Here is a 13,764-nt window from a genome sequence, read left to right on the forward strand (position 1 = left end):
ATTTGTTGACCGGTCGTCACGGCGTCGGTACGGTCATGACGCCATCTGCGGCGTCGCGAGGGAAACCGGTGGGAATCCGGTGCGGTCGCGCCACTGTGAGCGGCCTTCGTTTCGGTGATAGGGACGAGGCTGCGAGTCAGGACGCTCCTTCGTCGCAGTCCTTTCGTAGGGGACGCGCCATCCCCAGAGGAGGTCGACTCATCATGTCCAGTGCCACTCCGGCTCGCCCGCTGACTCATCCTGCCGTCTCCCCCCGGATGGTGTGGGCGGTGCTGACCATGGTCGCCGTCCTGCTGCTCTTGACGTACCTCGTGGCGTTTGACCAGGGGGTCGTTTCTCGCAGTGGCATGTACTTGCACGAACTGATGCACGATGGCCGGCACCTGCTCGGCGTCCCGTGCCACTGAGCGCCGCCGCGATGCCTACCTTCAGATCCGTGCTGTTGCGTGGTCTCCTTGCGGGGTTGATCGCCGGCCTGCTCGCCGGGGCCTTCGCCTATTTCGCCGGTGAACCTCGCGTCGAGGCGGCGATCGCTATCGAGGAACAGGCCGTTCACGCCGATCCGGCGACCGGCGCCGAGCACCACGCCGACGAGTTGGTCAGCCGCGAAGGCCAGCGTGGTGGACTGTTCCTCGCCACCGGATTGTTCGGCGTCGCCATGGGCGGTTTGTTGTCCATCGCGTACGCACTGCTACGGCGTCGGCTGCGCATCCGCCACGACGCCCACGCCGCCCTCGCTCTGGCCGGTGCGGCGCTGCTCGGTGCTGTGATCGTGCCATTCGGTAAATATCCGGCCAATCCACCTGCGGTTGGTAACCCCGACACGATCAACCAGCGCACCGGCAGCTACCTGGCAATGGTGATCCTCGGCCTGGTCGCCGTGTGGGCCGGCGCCCTCGCCTACCGATCCATGCGAGCCGGCACACCACAATGGTCCCGCTGTGCCGCCGCTCTCGCTGGCTTCTTGGCCACCGTGGCGGTCGGCTACCTCCTCCTGCCATCGTTCAACGAGGTGCCCGCCGACTTCCCGGCGGAACTGCTGTGGGACTTCCGTCTCGCCTCCCTTGGCACTCAACTGGTGATGTGGGCCGGCATCGGGCTTGCCTTCGCCGCGCTGCTGCACCGTCGACACATGAGGCCCACCGGTAGCGAACCCTCACCTGAGGCGATCGTTCCTGCCCGATCGTGACCACGACCCGGCTTCAACTGGTCGCCCACGCGCCCACCCGTGCCCTACGACTGGTCACCTTTGGCGGCGGAAACGTGGACTTGGACGAGGGCGGCCGACGTGCCGCCCTCGCCCTGGCCAACCAGGCCCCCGCCCGCTGGGGCGAGAGCTGCTGCGTGAGCAGCCCCGCCGAAGCGGCTGTTCAGACCGCTGGGGCATGGGGGTTGCGACCTGCGATCGAACCCGCGATCGCCGATTGCGACTACGGAGACTGGACCGGCCGCACGCTCGACGAGGTCGCCGCGACAAACCCCGACGGCCTGCAGGGATGGCTCACCGACCCTGATGCCGCACCACACGGCGGAGAGAAGCTCACCGCACTCATCGACCGCATCGGCCACTGGCTTCACGCACAGACCGCAGGGTGCGAGCGAATCACCGCGATCACCCACGCGGCAGTGATCCGAGCCGCGCTGGTCAACGTGCTGCAAGCACCGCCCACGGCCTTCTGGCAACTCGACGTCGCACCGCTATCGGTCCTGCACCTACGAGCAGGCAACCGGGGATGGAGAGTTCACCTGGAGGCGGCAGGACCAATGGATGCCGGCAGACTTTGAAGCGGAACTTCTCGCCACTGCCTCGCCACCAGCGGGAACGGCAGCCTATCCGCGGCAGCGGTGAGCTTCCACCGCTACCGACCCGTTCGCGGCAGATGCCGCGGGTCCGGCGGGGTGGGCAGGCCGGCCGGTCCGTGGCATGTGAGGATGCGGCGCATGCGTGCCGTGGTCTTTGACGAGTTCGGTGCCCGACCCGAGGTCCGCGACGTCCGGGACCCGGTGCCACCGTCGGGAGGCGCGGTCATCCGCGTCGAGGCGACCGGGTTGTGCCGCAGCGACTGGCACGGTTGGCAGGGACACGATCCCGACATCCGCCTGCCACACGTCCCCGGCCACGAGTACGCCGGCGTCGTCACGGCGGTCGGGGCCGGCGTACGCGGCTGGCAGCCCGGCGATCGGGTCACCGCGCCCTTCGTCTGCGCCTGTGGGCAGTGCCCCGCCTGCCTCGCCGGGGACCAGCAGGTGTGCGAGCGGCAGACGCAGCCAGGCTTCACCCACTGGGGCTCGTTCGCGGAGTACGTGGCGGTGCAGAACGCCGACGTCAACCTGGTCAGGCTCCCCGACGACCTGGACTACCCGGCCGCGGCGGCCCTCGGCTGCCGCTTCGCCACGGCGTTCCGGGCCGTGGTCAGTCAGGGGCGGGCCGCCGCGGGCGAGTGGGTGGCGGTACACGGCTGCGGCGGAGTGGGGCTGTCCGCGGTGATGATCGCGGCGGCGTGCGGCGCGCAGGTCGTGGCGGTGGACGTTGCCCCCGGTGCGCTCGAGCTGGCCAGGAGCTGCGGGGCCTCGATATGTCTGGACGGTAGTGCCCTCACCGGACCCGGCGAGGTGGCCGCGGCCGTCCGGGAGGCGACCGGCGGCGGCGCCCACCTGTCGCTCGACGCGTTGGGCAGTCACGCCACCTGCACCGCCTCAATCGAAAGCCTCCGGCGGCGCGGACGTCACGTGCAGGTCGGACTCCTTCCCGCCGTCCAGGGCCGCCCGGCCCTGCCGATGGAGCTCGTGATCGCGTTCGAGCTGGAGCTGCGGGGCAGTCACGGCATGCCCGCGCACGCCTATCCGGAGCTGCTCCGGCTGGTCACCGCCGGCGTACTGCGCCCCGCCGAGCTGATCACCCGCACCATCGGCCTCGCCGAGGTGCCCCACGCGTTGGCCACGATGGACCGGGGCACGCCCGGCGGAATGTGCCTCATCAACCCCCGGTAAGTCGCGTACCTCCGACGGGTTGAGCGGACTGCGACACCTCATCGACGACGACCTGGCCACGCGCTTGCACCGGTGTCCACGAAGTAACGATGAGCGGCTGTCACAGGTTGTGGCGGTCGTCCGCCGGCAGGCGGGGTGGCTCTGGTGGCTCGGAGGGCTGGTCGGGCTGACCAAGCTGCGTGACCTGCGTCGGGTCGAGGACCCGAGAGAGGAACGAGCGGGTCCGTTCGTGCCGCGGCGCGCCGAGCACCTCCTGCGGCGGCCCCTGCTCGACCACCACGCCGCCGTCCATGAACACGACCCGGTCGGCGACGTCCCGGGCGAACGCCATCTCGTGGGTGACCACCATCATCGTCATGCCGTCCTCGGCCAGCTTGCGCATGACGGTGAGCACGTCGCCGACCAGTTCCGGATCGAGCGCGGAGGTCGGCTCGTCGAAGAGCATCAGCTTGGGCTCCATCGACAGCGATCGGGCGATCGCCGCCCGCTGCTGCTGCCCACCGGAGAGCTGCGTCGGGAACGCTTGGGCCTTGTCGGTCAGGCCGACCCGCTCCAGGTTGTCCCGCGCGATCCGCTCGGCCTCGGCGCGGCGACGCCGCAGCACACGGCGCTGGGCGATGGTGAGGTTGTCCAGCACGGTCAGATGCGGGAAGAGGTTGAACGACTGGAAGACCATGCCGATGCCGCGGCGTACCGAATCGATCTCGACATCCGGGTCGGTCATCTCGATCCCGTTCACCCAGATCTTGCCGGCGGTCGGCTCCTCCAGCAGGTTGACGCACCGCAGCAGCGTCGATTTGCCGGACCCGGACGGCCCGATGACGCAGACCACCTCGCCGTGGCCGACCTCGAAGTCGATGCCCTTGAGCACTTCGAGCGGCCCGAAGGACTTGTGCAGGTCGCGGATCTCGACGGCGGGCCGGGGTGGGGTGGTCGTCATATGGGTCACCGAGCCTTGGCGTAGCGGAGTTCGAGGCGGCGTACCACCTGGGAGAGGGGCAGGGTGATCGCCAGGTAGGTGAGGCCGGCCACCAGCAGCGGGGTGGCGTTCACCCGGTCGTTCAGCGTGTCCCGACCGAATTTGGTGACCTCGATGGTTTGCGCCGTCACGCCGAGAACGTAGGCGAGCGACGAGTCCTTGGTGAGCAGGATGAGTTCGTTCGTCAGCGGCGGGATCACGATCCGGAACGCCTGCGGGATGACGATGGTGCGCATCGCGGTGAAGTGCGACATGCCGAGGGTGCGCGCCGCCTCCATCTGTCCCTTCGGCACGGCCTGGATGCCAGCCCGGATGGTCTCGGCCATGTACGCCGCAGCGGTCAACCCGAGACCGATCGCGATCGAACCGAACACGCCGCCGGGAATCTCCCGCTCCGGGAAGGCGATGGGAATGCCGTAGCCCACGAGGAAGAGCACCAGCAGCGCGGGCAGACCCCGGAACAGCTCGATGTACGCCGTCGCCACCCAGCGGTACGGAACCACCCGGGACAGCCGCATCAGCGCGAGGACGGTGCCGAACACGAGGCCGAAGGCGAACGCACCCAGCGTGTAGAGGATCGTGTTGCGCAGCGCGACGGTGATGATCGTCGGGAACATCGACTCGATGATGTCGACGCGGAAGAACGCCTCCCTCAGCCTGCCCCAGTCCGCGGCGAAGATCACCACGGCGATGATGGCGATGAAGGCCAGGTACTGGAGCCAGAGGGACAGCCGCTCTCGCTGGCGGCGTCGCAGCTTCACGGTTCGAGACGCTCCTTGCCTACGGGGAGGTTGCGTACGCGGAGGGCGCGCTCGGCGCGCGCCCTCCCGCCACGAGCTTCAATCACGCGTTCGGCTGCTTGCCGATCCACTTCTCGTAGATCTTGTCGTAGATGCCGTCCTGCTTGGCCTTGGCCAGCACCTCGTTGATCTTCTTGAGCAGTTCCGGGTTGCTGTCCTTCTTCACCGAGAACCCGTACTGCTCGCCGGTGTCGAACTCGGCGGTCACCTCGAACCCGCCCGGGTGCTCCTTGATGTACTCGGTCCAGACCGGCAGGTCGTTGATGGCGGCCTCCACCTGGCCGTTGGCGAGGGCCTGCTGCAGGGCGGCGAGATCCTCGAACTCGACGAGTTGCAGGCCCTTCTCCTTCTCAAACTTCCGGGCGTAGTCACGGCCCGTGGTCGCCGCCTGGACGCCGAGCTTCTTGCCCTTGAGGTCGTCGAGCGACTTGTACGGCTTGCCGGTCTTGACCAACATTGCCTGGGTCGCGTCGAAGTACGGATCGGAGAAGTTCATCACCTTCTGCCGTTCCTCGGTGATCGTCATGCCGGCGGCGGCCGCGTCGCACTTGCCCGTGTTCAGATCCTGGCCGGACTTGATGCCCTCGAACGGCGTGTCGACGATCGTCTGCTCGACGCCCAGATCCTTGGCGACCAGGTCCATCACGTCGACGTCGAACCCGATCACCTTGCCGCTGGCATCCTTCGACTGGAAGGGCGCGTACGGCAGGTGGGTGCAGACGGTCAGCTTGCCCTTCTCGATGAGCTTGACCCCGTTCGCCTGGACCTCGCTCTCGTCCTTCTTGGCGCATCCCGCGCTCACCGCGAGGGCGGCGATCGCCACGACGAGGCCAGCCTTGCGGACTGCGCTATCGAACCTCACGGCTGTGTCCCTCCGATTCGGCCCCCCGTGTGACGGGCAGCCAGGGTTGGTACGAAGACGGTGTAACAGGGGACGGTACCTGATCTGACGAGCCGTACCTAGATCACGCCGAGTCGTTGAGTCGATGCTGTAACCGTCACGGTCAGTAAATCCGGCACTCGGCAAGCAACCGGACGGCGGGACGCGACACCAGCAGCCCTGGCAGTCGCGGCCAGGAACGATGACGGGTTCTGGATTCCATCGATCGCTGCCACCGCGATGATCCCTTCGACCACCGACATGGTCACCTGGCCCTGATCCAGAGCCTGCCTGCGCCTGACCCGCTTGGAGGGACCGGGATCAGGACGCGGCCACGTGTGGCCGCAGTGACTGTGACGGTGAACTGTTGGCGCTTTGCGGAGCCGTGCATCTAGGCACCTCGTGTCGGGTTCGGCAGCGGCGGGGTGGCGATGATGCTGTCGGCCTCAGGCGAGCAGCGGTTCGAAGATGTCGCGGCCGAGCGTGACGGCCTGGTCCTGGTCGAGAACAGTGGCGGCCAGGTTGGGATGGTCCGTGATCCACGCCCGAGCGTTGGATGCGCTCGTGAAGAAGTTGATGATGGAACAGCAGGTGTCCACGGAGCGACCAGCGTCTCCGGTGGCCGCGTACACGACCACCGCTTCCGCCGGCCGGTACCTCGCGGCTCCGTTGGTGATGGTCACGCGGACCAGTTGGCCAGTGTGGGGATCGGAGGAGGTGATCATCGCGTCGGCGCCGAGCATGAACGGCATGCCCAACGCGTCGATGGCACACATCGCGAACACCTCGACATCGCCGAATGACACGACGTGCGGCGTTGGCGTTGGCGAGAACGGGTAGGCCGCAACCAGACGCCCGGCGCTGTCGACGGCGACAAGATCTTCCCGGGCAAGTTCCCGCAGCGCCTTCGCGGTGTCCAGGTCCGGCGCGCTGACGCCAGCGCGGATGTCGACGTCAGTGGGGGCAGCCCCGGTGGCGGCGAAGTGACGCAGGATCGCCCGATGCACCTGCCGGAGGCTGTCGGGGAGCTGCTCGGCGCGGCGAGGCCGATCTGTCCGGATCGCATTGCCCAGCTGCTCGCAGCAATCCACCCGGCTCTGCTCCATCGCGGCGGTAGCGGGTTCGGCGGCTATCGCCTGGCGCAGGGCAGCACGGATACGCTCGCCAGTGGGGAGATCTAGGCGACAGGCCGCCGAATCGTCGCCGATGCCGCCCATCACGTCCACACCGTTGACCAGGATCGACGGCGACGGATAGTCCCCCACGACCTCGGTGACCACCGCGAGGGGCAGCCCGAGGTCGGCCAGCGCGGCGCGCAGCTCGTGCCGAGCAGGGGCGAGGTTCGGACAGTCGGGCACGGAACGAAGCTCAACAGCCACCCGGCTCGCTGCTGCACTCTCTGCTGCTGCGGTCATCACAGCCCCTTCCCGCTAGGTGACCGGTGGCATGACGCACACCGCCTGGCCGTCACGGCTCTACCGGTACCAGACTGGACCTTCCAGTGCAGGGGAAGGTCAAGGCGCGACAGCAGGAGGTCACCGGATGCGGATCGGAGAACTCGCCGAGGCAACCGGCACCACCACCAAGACCCTGCGCTTCTACGAAGCCAGCGGCCTGCTCCCACCTCCCACCCGCACCACCGCCGGCTACCGCGACTACGGCGACGAAACGATTGCCCGGCTCGACTTCATCCGCCGGGGCCGTGCCGCCGGACTCACCCTCGCCCAGATCCGCGACATCCTCACCGTTCGCGACACCGGTCACGCTCCATGCGGACACGTGCGCCAGCTGCTCGCGCAGCAGCTCGATGCCATAGACGCTCAACTCGCCGACCTGCACGCCCTGCGGGCCACCGTGGCCCAACTTCACGATTCCGCAGCCAACGCCGAACCCGACACCTGTCCACCGGAGCAGGTCTGCCGTTACCTATAGCCCCTCACCGCAGGCAACTGTCGGACGTTGAAGCGGAACTTGGAGCCGCTCTCCGTCGACCAGCGGGAACGCAGCTCCGCCCCTGCTCAGACGGCGTCGACGCCTGCCATGGCTGCTCGCTGGTTGAGGGCATCTGACGCTGTCTTGTGCCCCCTGTGTGCCCCACACTGCCAGGGGGCTCTCTCGAATCGCCCTGGCCTGCGGTGGTCGTGACCTGCGGGCAGGCGGTCACTCTCCCCGCCAGTCCCCGGCAACCCTCCTCCACTGGGCGGGGCTTGCATCCGGTACCTAGGTACAGGCTTACCGTCGGAGTATGAGCGACCAACACGTCACGACGGATGACTCCTGGGTGCCCGATGTGTGCACCCTGCCGACGGCCGAACGGCCGCTTCGACTCGCCGAGTTCGATCAGTTCTTTCGGGATGCGGTCCGGGGTGCCGACCGACTGTCAACGCAGCATCTCCGGTTGCACCTGGACGGCGCGGAGCAGGTGGAGGAGACTGCGCGGGATCTCACGGCCCGTGAGTCGTCTTGCTGCTCGTTCTTCGCTTTCGACATCGCGCGACGCAGCCCGGACTCGCTGACGCTGGACGTTCGGGTGCCGACGGCACACGTCGACGTGCTCGATGCCCTCGCCGAGCGGGCGATCTCTGCCCGGGTTCAGCGATGACCGCATCGGGGCTGCGCAGCGGCCAACTGGCCGACGCTGCCGGGGTCAACTTGCAGACGCTGCGCTACTACGAGCGCCGGGGACTGCTCGCCGCACCGCAGCGATCGCCGGGCGGGCATCGGCTCTACCCGTCCGACACCGTCACCCTGCTGCGGGTCATCAAGACCGCGCAGCGCCTCGGCTTCACTCTCAACGAGGTCGCGGACCTGCTCGACGCCGGCCGACACCAGCACAGCCGACCCGACAACGGCCTCCAGGCACGAGCCAAGGAAAAGCTCGTCGAGGTGGAGCAGAGGTTGGCCGACCTGACCGTCATCCGGGACACCCTGCGCGCCGCCATCTCGGCAGGCTGTGACGACCTGGTCGCCTGCGCCGGCAGCTCCTGCTGCCCCCTGCCCTTCGCTGAACTCGCCGAAAGGAACGACCGTGCCGAAACCTGCTAACCGGCTTCGCCGCCTCCTCCCCTCCGGCATGACCGGACTAGCAGGAGCCGCCTGTGCCGCCTGCTGCGTTCTGCCGCCGCTGCTAGCCGCCGGGGTCCTCGGCGGCGCCGGCTGGGCCGCCGCCAACCGCTTCCTGCCCGGCGTCGCCGTCGCCTTGGCCGTACTCGCCGGCCTGTCCTGGTGGTGGGCCAGCAAGCGCCGCCACGCCAGCGGCTGCGCCGGCGGCAACTGCTCGTGCGGTCAGTCCGACCAGCATGACCGCCAGGTGGTCACGCTACGGTCCGACGCATGACGGTGGCCCGCTCGATCCTGCTGTTCCTCCTCGCCGCGCTCGCCGAAATCGGTGGTGCCTGGCTGGTGTGGCAGTGCTGGCGGGAGAACCGAGGGTTGCTCTGGATCGCGGCCGGGGTCATCGCGCTCGGGTTCTACGGCTTCGTCGCTACCTTCCAACCCGACCAGAACTTCGGCCGCATCCTCGCCGCCTACGGTGGTGTCTTCGTCGCCGGCTCCCTCGCCTGGGGCATGGTTGTTGACAAGTTCCGACCCGACCGCTACGACGTCATCGGGGCGGCCATCTGCCTCGTCGGCGTCGCCGTCATCATGTACGCCCCACGCAGCGGTCAGCAGTAGCGCTGCCATCAGCCGGCAGCGGGTGAGCAGCTGGTGGCATGGCTGCTCCGGGTCCACGAGATACCCTCGGTGCCGTGCTGCTCGTGCTCTTCCGCCGTCGCCGCGTGGTGCTCCAGACCCCGCGCGACTAACCCAGCAACATGGGCAGGGGTGGCTTCGAGGCCGGCCACCCCTGCCATTCCCGCCGCAGTTGGGACAGAACGACCCCGCTGAGGATTCGGTAGATGTCCTTCAGGCAGGTGTCCTGCACCACGTCCCAGTCCACGCGTAAGACCCCTCTTGCTGACTGCTCTCCGGTGACGGTTCAAGACGGCCCAGACACGGGCCAAGAGGCGTTGTCGCTCCGCATCTCGGCCGGACACCGTCAGGCGCTGCAAGGCACACCGGCGGCCCTGATCTTGTTCTTGTCCGGGGGCTGTCGCTCTCGCTCTGACCTGATCATTAAGGCTAGGCTCCCGCGGTGAGCGGCGTCGAAGACCACGGATCGGATCTCAGCGAACCTTCACCTGAGGTGCGCATCGGCACACCGGAACGTCGGGCAGCCGAGGTTGCACTCGAGGTCCACCTGAGCGAGAAGCGACTGGACTCCGACGAGTTCGAGCGGCGGATAGAGGCGTGCGAGCAGGCGAGCAACCAGGCGGAGCTGCTACGGATATTCGCTGACCTTCCGGCGCCCCACCCCGAGATGCCGTCCTCTGCCGCTCCCCCGACCGAGCTTGAAGACGACATCCCACCGGTTGCGGTAGCGGGCTGCCTGGCGTTGGGGCTGGGGCTGCCGGTGGCCATCGTGCTCGGGTGGGTTTATGGCACCTGGTGGGCCCTCGCCGTTCCAGTAGCGGCAACTGTGGCGATGGCCTACATCGAGCACCTACGTAAGCCACCACGTAGCCCCATCGAGAGCCGCGACCCGCAGCCTTCCGACTGACCGGTAACCCACGACTCCGTCACCCCTGCTGCCTTGCCACCAGCGGAAACGGCAGCGACGCCTGCTCACACGGCGTGCGGGCCGCCATCATTGAGGGCTAGTTCACGACGTGTCGTGGCTAATTGTCCCGCGAGGACCCCACCACGCCGGCTCCAGCGCCACACGGTTTTGGAAGTGTGGACACGGCCGCAAGTTGCCCGGCAATCACCTGGCCTGACCTACGCCGCCATGCTGGCGGCCAAATCCAGAAGCTGACCGCCGTTGACCGTCAGCTCCCACGCCAACGGGCACGCAACGGGCACGGGTGACCGAGGAATTATGAGATCAAACTGCTCGTCCCGCCGACCTTGGCGCATGGTCAGCTAGCAGCGGAAATGCCTTCCGTCATCTCTCACCGCTCCCCCACCGTCCGTGGACCTCTTGCGGGCTGGATGCGGACGGTTCCGCAATCGGGGCTAGCAGGCAGACTGCTGGACAAAGGTCTCGCGTTCCCCGGTGTCCGGGTCGTCAAGAGCCTCGATGCGAACCGGCCAGACTGCGGGCCAGGCAAGGGCTCCTAGCAACGCCGGCAGGCAGCTTGGACACGATGTGCGAGAACTCCGGAGACTCAGGGGGTCTTCACCGCCGCGGCTCCTGGCCAGTGTCGTCAGGACCACGCGGGCCAGGGGCTGAGGTGGATCAGCTGGCGACGGCCGACTGGGTCGCAAGACCGGCTGCGGCTCAACCCGGAGCCCGGTTGCGGCGGTCGTGAACCGGCCGGGCCAGCTCGTCCACAATGACGTCGGTCAAGGCCTGCCGGTGAAGGCGACAGGTCAGCGTCTCCGTGGCGCGGAAGCTTCCGTGCTCGGTGAACCGGTTGGACTGAAACGCCGCGCCGCAGACCGGGAAATAGCCGCACACCTCCCGGCAGCGGTTCCGTCCTACCGCGATGTCGCGGTGCAGCCGCTGGAACGCGACGCCTCGCGCGACCTGGGTGGGCGTGTCGGTCACGACATTGCCCAGCACGAACGCCCCGTACTCCGGACTCGGCGTGGAGGCCAGTTCGGGAGAGAAGGTGCCGATGGCACCGTCGCGGCGAATGGTGAGGATCCGGAAGGGCACGGTCTCCGCCGGCTCTCGGACGAAGGAAGCGTCCTGGCGCAGCCTCACGAGGCAGCCCAACAGCTGGTGGAACTCCCGGATCTCGATGGCGCACCGATCGCTCCACCATCTTTGCCAGATGCGTCTCATGAACGCCACGTAGGACTGACGGATATCACCGGGCCTCGCTCGGAGCAGCTCCGAACGGAGGTACACGCCCTCGGACTCCTCGACGTTGAAGGCGACCGACGCGAAGCCGGCCTCGACGAAGAAGTCGTAGATCCGATCCGGGAACTCGAACGATCCGCGCCTCAGCACGCATATCGCACCCGGCGAGATCCCATGATCCCGCAGGAGGCGGTAACCCGCCATCACCCGGGCGTGAGTTCCTCTGCCCGACAGGGTTCGTCGGCTCCGGTCGTGGAGGTCGGCGGGGCCGTCGACGCTGAGCCCGACCTGGACCCGGTACTCGGCCAGGAGTTCGCACCACCTGCGGGTGAGGAGCGTGCCGTTGGTCTGGATGGTGTGACGCAACCGCACGTGGGGTGGAGCGCGTTCGGCGAGCACGGCGAACGCCCGCTCGTAGAACGCGAGACCGGCCGCCAGCGGTTCACCCGCATGCCAGTGGAACTCGATCTCACCGGGCGGAAGGTGACATCCGAAGATGAATTCCGCACTCGCGTCGAGGACGTCGGCGGTCATCACGGTCCGGTCGCGGCGGTCCGGTACGTAGCAATAGGCGCAGTCGAGATTGCAGAGCGCGGTCGGCTGGACAACCACGGTCCGTGGCTCCACGCGCGGCACGGCAGGACTCATCGACATCCTAGTTGTCGCCGGCGCCGGTGGTCAGCTCCACTTTGCCCGATCGGAGCCGGCGGCTCTCCGACGCCAGCTCGCCGACGACGACGTCGGCCAGCGTCTGCCGGTGGAGCCGGCAGGTCAGCGTCTCCGTGGCGTGGAAGCTCCCGTGCTCGGTGAACCGGTTCGACTGGAACCCGCCGCCACACAGCGCGTAGTATTCGCAGCCGCTTCGGCAACGATCCTGCCCGATCGCCACGTCACGTCGCAGTCGCCCGAACTCCGCGCCCCGCGCCACCTCAGAAGGCGTGTCGACGAGGACGTTGCCCACGATGAAGTTCCCGTACTCCCCGCTCGGCGTCGATGCCAGTTCCGGCGAGAAGGTACTCAGCTGCCCGTCGCGACGGATCGTGAGGATCGAGAACGGAACGGCTTCCAGCGGTTCACGGACGCACTCGGCTTCCTGCCGCACCCGCATGATGCCGCCCAGCATCTCGTGGAACTCTCGTATGATCATCTCCGAGCCGTCGGCCCGCCATCGCTGCCACATCCTCCGCATGAACGAGTCATAGGACGCCCGGATCTGGTCCGCGTCCATGTCCCGGAGTCGTGAGTGGCGGTACACGCCCTCGGACTCCTCCACGTTGAAGCCGACGGAGCGAAATCCCGCGTCCCGAAAGAACTCGTACATCCGGTCGGGCCATCTGAGCGACTCGGACGTCAGGACGGACAGCGCCCCGGGTGACAGCCCGTTCCGACGGAGCAGGTGGTAGCTCTTCATGACCTTGGCGTGGGTCGCCCGACCGGACCAGGTTCTCCGGTTCGCGTCATGGATCTCCGCCGGGCCGTCCACGCTCAGGCCCGTTTCCACCTGGTACCTCACGAAGAGGTCACACCAGGCCTGGTTCAGGAGTGTGCCGTTCATCTGGAGGATGTGTCGCACCCGCAACCCCGCCGGGGCACGTTCTGCGATCAAGGCGAAGGCCCGCTCGTAGAAGGCCAATCCTGCGGCCAGCGGTTCCCCGGCATGCCACAGAAACTCGATCCCGTCGCCTGAGAGGTCGCACGCGAACACGAACGAGGCGGCGGCGTCCAGCACCTCATCGCTCATGAGCCCCCGGTCCCGTCGATCCGGGAGGTAGCAGTAGCTGCAGTTCAAGTTGCACCGGGCGGTCGGCTGGAGGATCACCAACGAGGGCCTGACGGACGGCATGCCGAGAACCATGCGGGTCCTTTCGTTCGGGGTTGGCCGTCGCCCTATTGCGGAGGGGGAGACTGGCCCCAGGTGTTGGTCCAGGTGCCGCCGTCGGTGAAGGCGTTGTTCCAACTCGACTGGTTCCAGCCCGCCAGAACCGCCAGGTCCGACGCGGGTATCGACGACTCGGCATGCGCGGCGGACAGAGCCCTCGCCGCGTCCGGATTGCCGCTGGCCACCACCACCAGCAGTTCGGAGTCGATCTCCTCTAGCCGCTCCCGCAGGTCCCTGCCCACGGCGCTCCCGATGGCACGCACCCGGCCGAACGGCGCTTCTTCGCTTTCCTGCGCGGTCACTTTCCCTCCACTGGCAATCGGGACACCGCAACGACGCGGGAATCCGCCCCGAGGGCGGTGTCGATCAATGTGAGAGGCGAGGTCT

The 13,764-nt window shown here is 67.8% G+C and carries 17 protein-coding genes and 1 riboswitch; of the genes, 10 read left to right on the forward strand and 7 right to left on the reverse strand.

The window, feature by feature from the left end:
* The first annotated feature begins 13 nt into the window (after positions 1 to 13).
* Positions 14 to 163, forward strand: a riboswitch (cobalamin riboswitch).
* Between the two features lie 115 nt (positions 164 to 278).
* The 4 genes from ACTWM8_RS19440 (at position 279) to ACTWM8_RS19455 (ending at position 2,991) form a co-directional block, all read left to right on the forward strand.
* Positions 279 to 407 carry a CbtB domain-containing protein gene (locus tag ACTWM8_RS19440; RefSeq protein ID WP_446214598.1) on the forward strand — a complete coding sequence of 43 codons (129 nt, stop codon included), beginning with the start codon at positions 279 to 281 and terminating at the stop codon, positions 405 to 407.
* Between the two features lie 29 nt (positions 408 to 436).
* Positions 437 to 1,189 (forward strand): CbtA family protein, encoded by a 753-nt coding sequence (locus ACTWM8_RS19445; protein WP_446210296.1) that lies wholly within the window; start codon positions 437 to 439, stop codon positions 1,187 to 1,189.
* A complete protein-coding gene (locus ACTWM8_RS19450; protein ID WP_446210297.1) occupies positions 1,186 to 1,785 on the forward strand; it encodes a histidine phosphatase family protein in 600 nt (199 codons plus the stop codon). Before ACTWM8_RS19445 ends, ACTWM8_RS19450 begins: the two co-directional genes overlap by 4 nt.
* Positions 1,786 to 1,941: 156 nt before the next feature.
* A complete protein-coding gene (locus tag ACTWM8_RS19455; RefSeq protein ID WP_446210298.1) occupies positions 1,942 to 2,991 on the forward strand; it encodes a zinc-dependent alcohol dehydrogenase family protein in 1,050 nt (349 codons plus the stop codon).
* A 100-nt stretch (positions 2,992 to 3,091) separates the two neighbouring features.
* On the opposite strand, the gene ACTWM8_RS19460 is transcribed toward ACTWM8_RS19455, so the two are convergent.
* The 4 genes from ACTWM8_RS19460 to ACTWM8_RS19475 form a co-directional block, all read right to left on the reverse strand.
* Positions 3,092 to 3,931: an amino acid ABC transporter ATP-binding protein gene (locus tag ACTWM8_RS19460; protein ID WP_446210299.1), complete on the reverse strand. Its 840-nt coding sequence runs from the start codon at positions 3,929 to 3,931 to the stop codon at positions 3,092 to 3,094.
* Positions 3,932 to 3,936: 5 nt separating this feature from the next.
* The gene (locus ACTWM8_RS19465; RefSeq protein WP_334523720.1) at positions 3,937 to 4,731 is read right to left on the reverse strand and encodes an amino acid ABC transporter permease; all 795 of its coding nucleotides are present in this window, start codon (positions 4,729 to 4,731) and stop codon (positions 3,937 to 3,939) included.
* Positions 4,732 to 4,813: 82 nt separating this feature from the next.
* A complete protein-coding gene (locus ACTWM8_RS19470; RefSeq protein WP_446210300.1) occupies positions 4,814 to 5,593 on the reverse strand; it encodes a basic amino acid ABC transporter substrate-binding protein in 780 nt (259 codons plus the stop codon).
* Between the two features lie 503 nt (positions 5,594 to 6,096).
* A complete protein-coding gene (locus tag ACTWM8_RS19475; RefSeq protein WP_446210301.1) occupies positions 6,097 to 7,065 on the reverse strand; it encodes an alkylmercury lyase family protein in 969 nt (322 codons plus the stop codon).
* A 127-nt stretch (positions 7,066 to 7,192) separates the two neighbouring features.
* Between ACTWM8_RS19475 and ACTWM8_RS19480 the strand changes: the two genes are divergently transcribed.
* From ACTWM8_RS19480 to ACTWM8_RS19505, 6 genes are all read left to right on the forward strand, one after another.
* Positions 7,193 to 7,582 carry a heavy metal-responsive transcriptional regulator gene (locus tag ACTWM8_RS19480; protein WP_446210302.1) on the forward strand — a complete coding sequence of 130 codons (390 nt, stop codon included), beginning with the start codon at positions 7,193 to 7,195 and terminating at the stop codon, positions 7,580 to 7,582.
* Between the two features lie 313 nt (positions 7,583 to 7,895).
* Positions 7,896 to 8,252 (forward strand): hypothetical protein, encoded by a 357-nt coding sequence (locus ACTWM8_RS19485; protein WP_446210303.1) that lies wholly within the window; start codon positions 7,896 to 7,898, stop codon positions 8,250 to 8,252.
* Entirely contained in the window at positions 8,249 to 8,695 is a 447-nt protein-coding gene (locus ACTWM8_RS19490) for a MerR family transcriptional regulator (protein WP_446210304.1), read from the forward strand. Before ACTWM8_RS19485 ends, ACTWM8_RS19490 begins: the two co-directional genes overlap by 4 nt.
* A 28-nt stretch (positions 8,696 to 8,723) precedes the next feature.
* A complete protein-coding gene (locus tag ACTWM8_RS19495; RefSeq protein WP_446210305.1) occupies positions 8,724 to 8,987 on the forward strand; it encodes a hypothetical protein in 264 nt (87 codons plus the stop codon).
* Complete coding sequence (locus tag ACTWM8_RS19500) at positions 8,984 to 9,325, forward strand: YnfA family protein (RefSeq protein WP_446210306.1); 342 nt, start codon at positions 8,984 to 8,986, stop codon at positions 9,323 to 9,325. Before ACTWM8_RS19495 ends, ACTWM8_RS19500 begins: the two co-directional genes overlap by 4 nt.
* 460 nt (positions 9,326 to 9,785) lie before the next feature.
* Positions 9,786 to 10,250 carry a DUF1707 SHOCT-like domain-containing protein gene (locus tag ACTWM8_RS19505; RefSeq protein WP_446210307.1) on the forward strand — a complete coding sequence of 155 codons (465 nt, stop codon included), beginning with the start codon at positions 9,786 to 9,788 and terminating at the stop codon, positions 10,248 to 10,250.
* Between the two features lie 720 nt (positions 10,251 to 10,970).
* On the opposite strand, the gene grrM (ACTWM8_RS19510) is transcribed toward ACTWM8_RS19505, so the two are convergent.
* From grrM (ACTWM8_RS19510) to ACTWM8_RS19520, 3 genes are read right to left on the reverse strand one after another with little or no spacing between them, the layout of a single operon-like run.
* Complete coding sequence (grrM, locus tag ACTWM8_RS19510) at positions 10,971 to 12,146, reverse strand: cyclophane-forming radical SAM/SPASM peptide maturase GrrM/OscB (RefSeq protein ID WP_446210308.1); 1,176 nt, start codon at positions 12,144 to 12,146, stop codon at positions 10,971 to 10,973.
* 7 nt (positions 12,147 to 12,153) lie between these two features.
* Positions 12,154 to 13,353, reverse strand: a complete 1,200-nt coding sequence (gene grrM / locus ACTWM8_RS19515; RefSeq protein WP_446210309.1) for a cyclophane-forming radical SAM/SPASM peptide maturase GrrM/OscB — start codon at positions 13,351 to 13,353, stop codon at positions 12,154 to 12,156.
* A 32-nt stretch (positions 13,354 to 13,385) separates the two neighbouring features.
* Positions 13,386 to 13,679, reverse strand: a complete 294-nt coding sequence (locus ACTWM8_RS19520) for a hypothetical protein (RefSeq protein ID WP_446210310.1) — start codon at positions 13,677 to 13,679, stop codon at positions 13,386 to 13,388.
* Between the last annotated feature and the right edge of the window lie 85 nt (positions 13,680 to 13,764).

Source organism: Micromonospora sp. IBSANI012 (genome assembly GCF_052814045.1).

Coding starts and splice junctions, on each gene's coding strand:
- ACTWM8_RS19440 (WP_446214598.1), top strand. CDS start 279: ATGGTCGCCGTCCTGCTGCTCTTGACGTACCTCGTGGCGTTTGACCAG.
- ACTWM8_RS19455 (WP_446210298.1), top strand. CDS start 1,942: ATGCGTGCCGTGGTCTTTGACGAGTTCGGTGCCCGACCCGAGGTCCGC.
- ACTWM8_RS19460 (WP_446210299.1), bottom strand. CDS start 3,931: ATGACGACCACCCCACCCCGGCCCGCCGTCGAGATCCGCGACCTGCAC.
- ACTWM8_RS19475 (WP_446210301.1), bottom strand. CDS start 7,065: ATGACCGCAGCAGCAGAGAGTGCAGCAGCGAGCCGGGTGGCTGTTGAG.
- ACTWM8_RS19480 (WP_446210302.1), top strand. CDS start 7,193: ATGCGGATCGGAGAACTCGCCGAGGCAACCGGCACCACCACCAAGACC.
- ACTWM8_RS19485 (WP_446210303.1), top strand. CDS start 7,896: ATGAGCGACCAACACGTCACGACGGATGACTCCTGGGTGCCCGATGTG.
- ACTWM8_RS19490 (WP_446210304.1), top strand. CDS start 8,249: ATGACCGCATCGGGGCTGCGCAGCGGCCAACTGGCCGACGCTGCCGGG.
- ACTWM8_RS19495 (WP_446210305.1), top strand. CDS start 8,724: ATGACCGGACTAGCAGGAGCCGCCTGTGCCGCCTGCTGCGTTCTGCCG.
- ACTWM8_RS19500 (WP_446210306.1), top strand. CDS start 8,984: ATGACGGTGGCCCGCTCGATCCTGCTGTTCCTCCTCGCCGCGCTCGCC.
- grrM (WP_446210308.1), bottom strand. CDS start 12,146: ATGAGTCCTGCCGTGCCGCGCGTGGAGCCACGGACCGTGGTTGTCCAG.
- grrM (WP_446210309.1), bottom strand. CDS start 13,353: ATGGTTCTCGGCATGCCGTCCGTCAGGCCCTCGTTGGTGATCCTCCAG.